Source organism: Rothia sp. 27098_8_161, assembly GCF_041432905.1.
Taxonomy (GTDB): Bacteria; Actinomycetota; Actinomycetes; order Actinomycetales; family Micrococcaceae; genus Rothia.
This window is the reverse complement of sequence record NZ_JAPWAL010000062.1, coordinates 1-949: the sequence shown is the minus strand read 5'-3', so window position 1 is coordinate 949 and position 949 is coordinate 1. Positions and strand designations below refer to the sequence as shown.

The following is a 949-nucleotide window of genomic DNA, read 5'->3' as shown; positions in this document are numbered from 1 at the left end:
AAGAAGCCAATCCAACGGTGTTCAATACCCATAATCTCGCGGGCAACCGCCATCTCAGCGCGGCGCAGACCCGGCAGGTCACGGTGCGCACGCGGGCTCTTAGCAATCTCCTCATTCAGGATGTCACCACGCTCGCCGCCGGTCATCGTCGCCACCATGAAGCGGGCACCACGGGCAATATACGCCGAAGCAGTACCTGCGCCCTTGGAGGACTCGTCATCCGGGTGCGCGTGCACCGCGAGGATGCGCAGACCAGTGTAGTTCTCATCCAGGGGTTTGAGGGAGTCCACGGGAGGGTGAGTCGGCAGGTTTGCCTTCAGCTGTTCAATGGCTTCGCTCACGGTGGTCTCCTTTATGTGATGCGCCAGGGTGCGGATAATATGTCTGTGACTCGCAAATGCGAGCGCTACGCGGCAGAAATTTTACGGCTGTAGCTTCTCGTATGATACCCAAGGATAGCGCCGGTGCACTAGCGCAGATGACACCGTGTGACATCCTGAAATACCCCACCGTATCAGCAGATTCACGGGCAAGAAACAGGCTGATGCTGGCAGAACGTTCAGCTACCGGCATGCATACCGATGAAGATGCGCTCAGAGGGGAAGATACGACCGGCGTAACAGCCGAAAATCCTCCAGTGCTCTAGAATAGGTCTGTTGATTCATTCCGTTACCGCCTCCCCGCCTTTTTCTATGGCGCACGGTAGCGAGTTTATTCGTTTCGCACCGGCAGAGCCGGCGCATAAGCAAAGGACACACATGGCTGAAAACACCGGTGCATGGCTCACTCAGGACGCCTTCGACCGCCTCACCGAGGAGCTGGAGCACCTCTCCGGCCCGTACCGCCAGGAAATTGTTGACCGCATCGCGCAGGCACGCGATGAGGGTGACCTCCGCGAGAACGGCGGCTACCACGCTGCACGTGACGAGCAGGCTAAGAACGAGGCACG

Annotated in this window: 1 protein-coding gene and 1 pseudogene; one reads left to right on the top strand and one right to left on the bottom strand. The window is 58.7% G+C overall.

What is annotated here, in order from left to right; translation table 11 throughout:
- Window positions 1–341: PIG-L family deacetylase (locus O3648_RS08390; protein ID WP_371569593.1), on the bottom strand; the 341-nt coding region annotated here is incomplete at its 3' end.
- Window positions 342–758: 417 nt separating this feature from the next.
- Here O3648_RS08390 and O3648_RS08385 point away from each other — a divergent pair.
- A pseudogene (locus O3648_RS08385) lies at window positions 759–949 on the top strand (transcription elongation factor GreA); the annotation flags it as partial.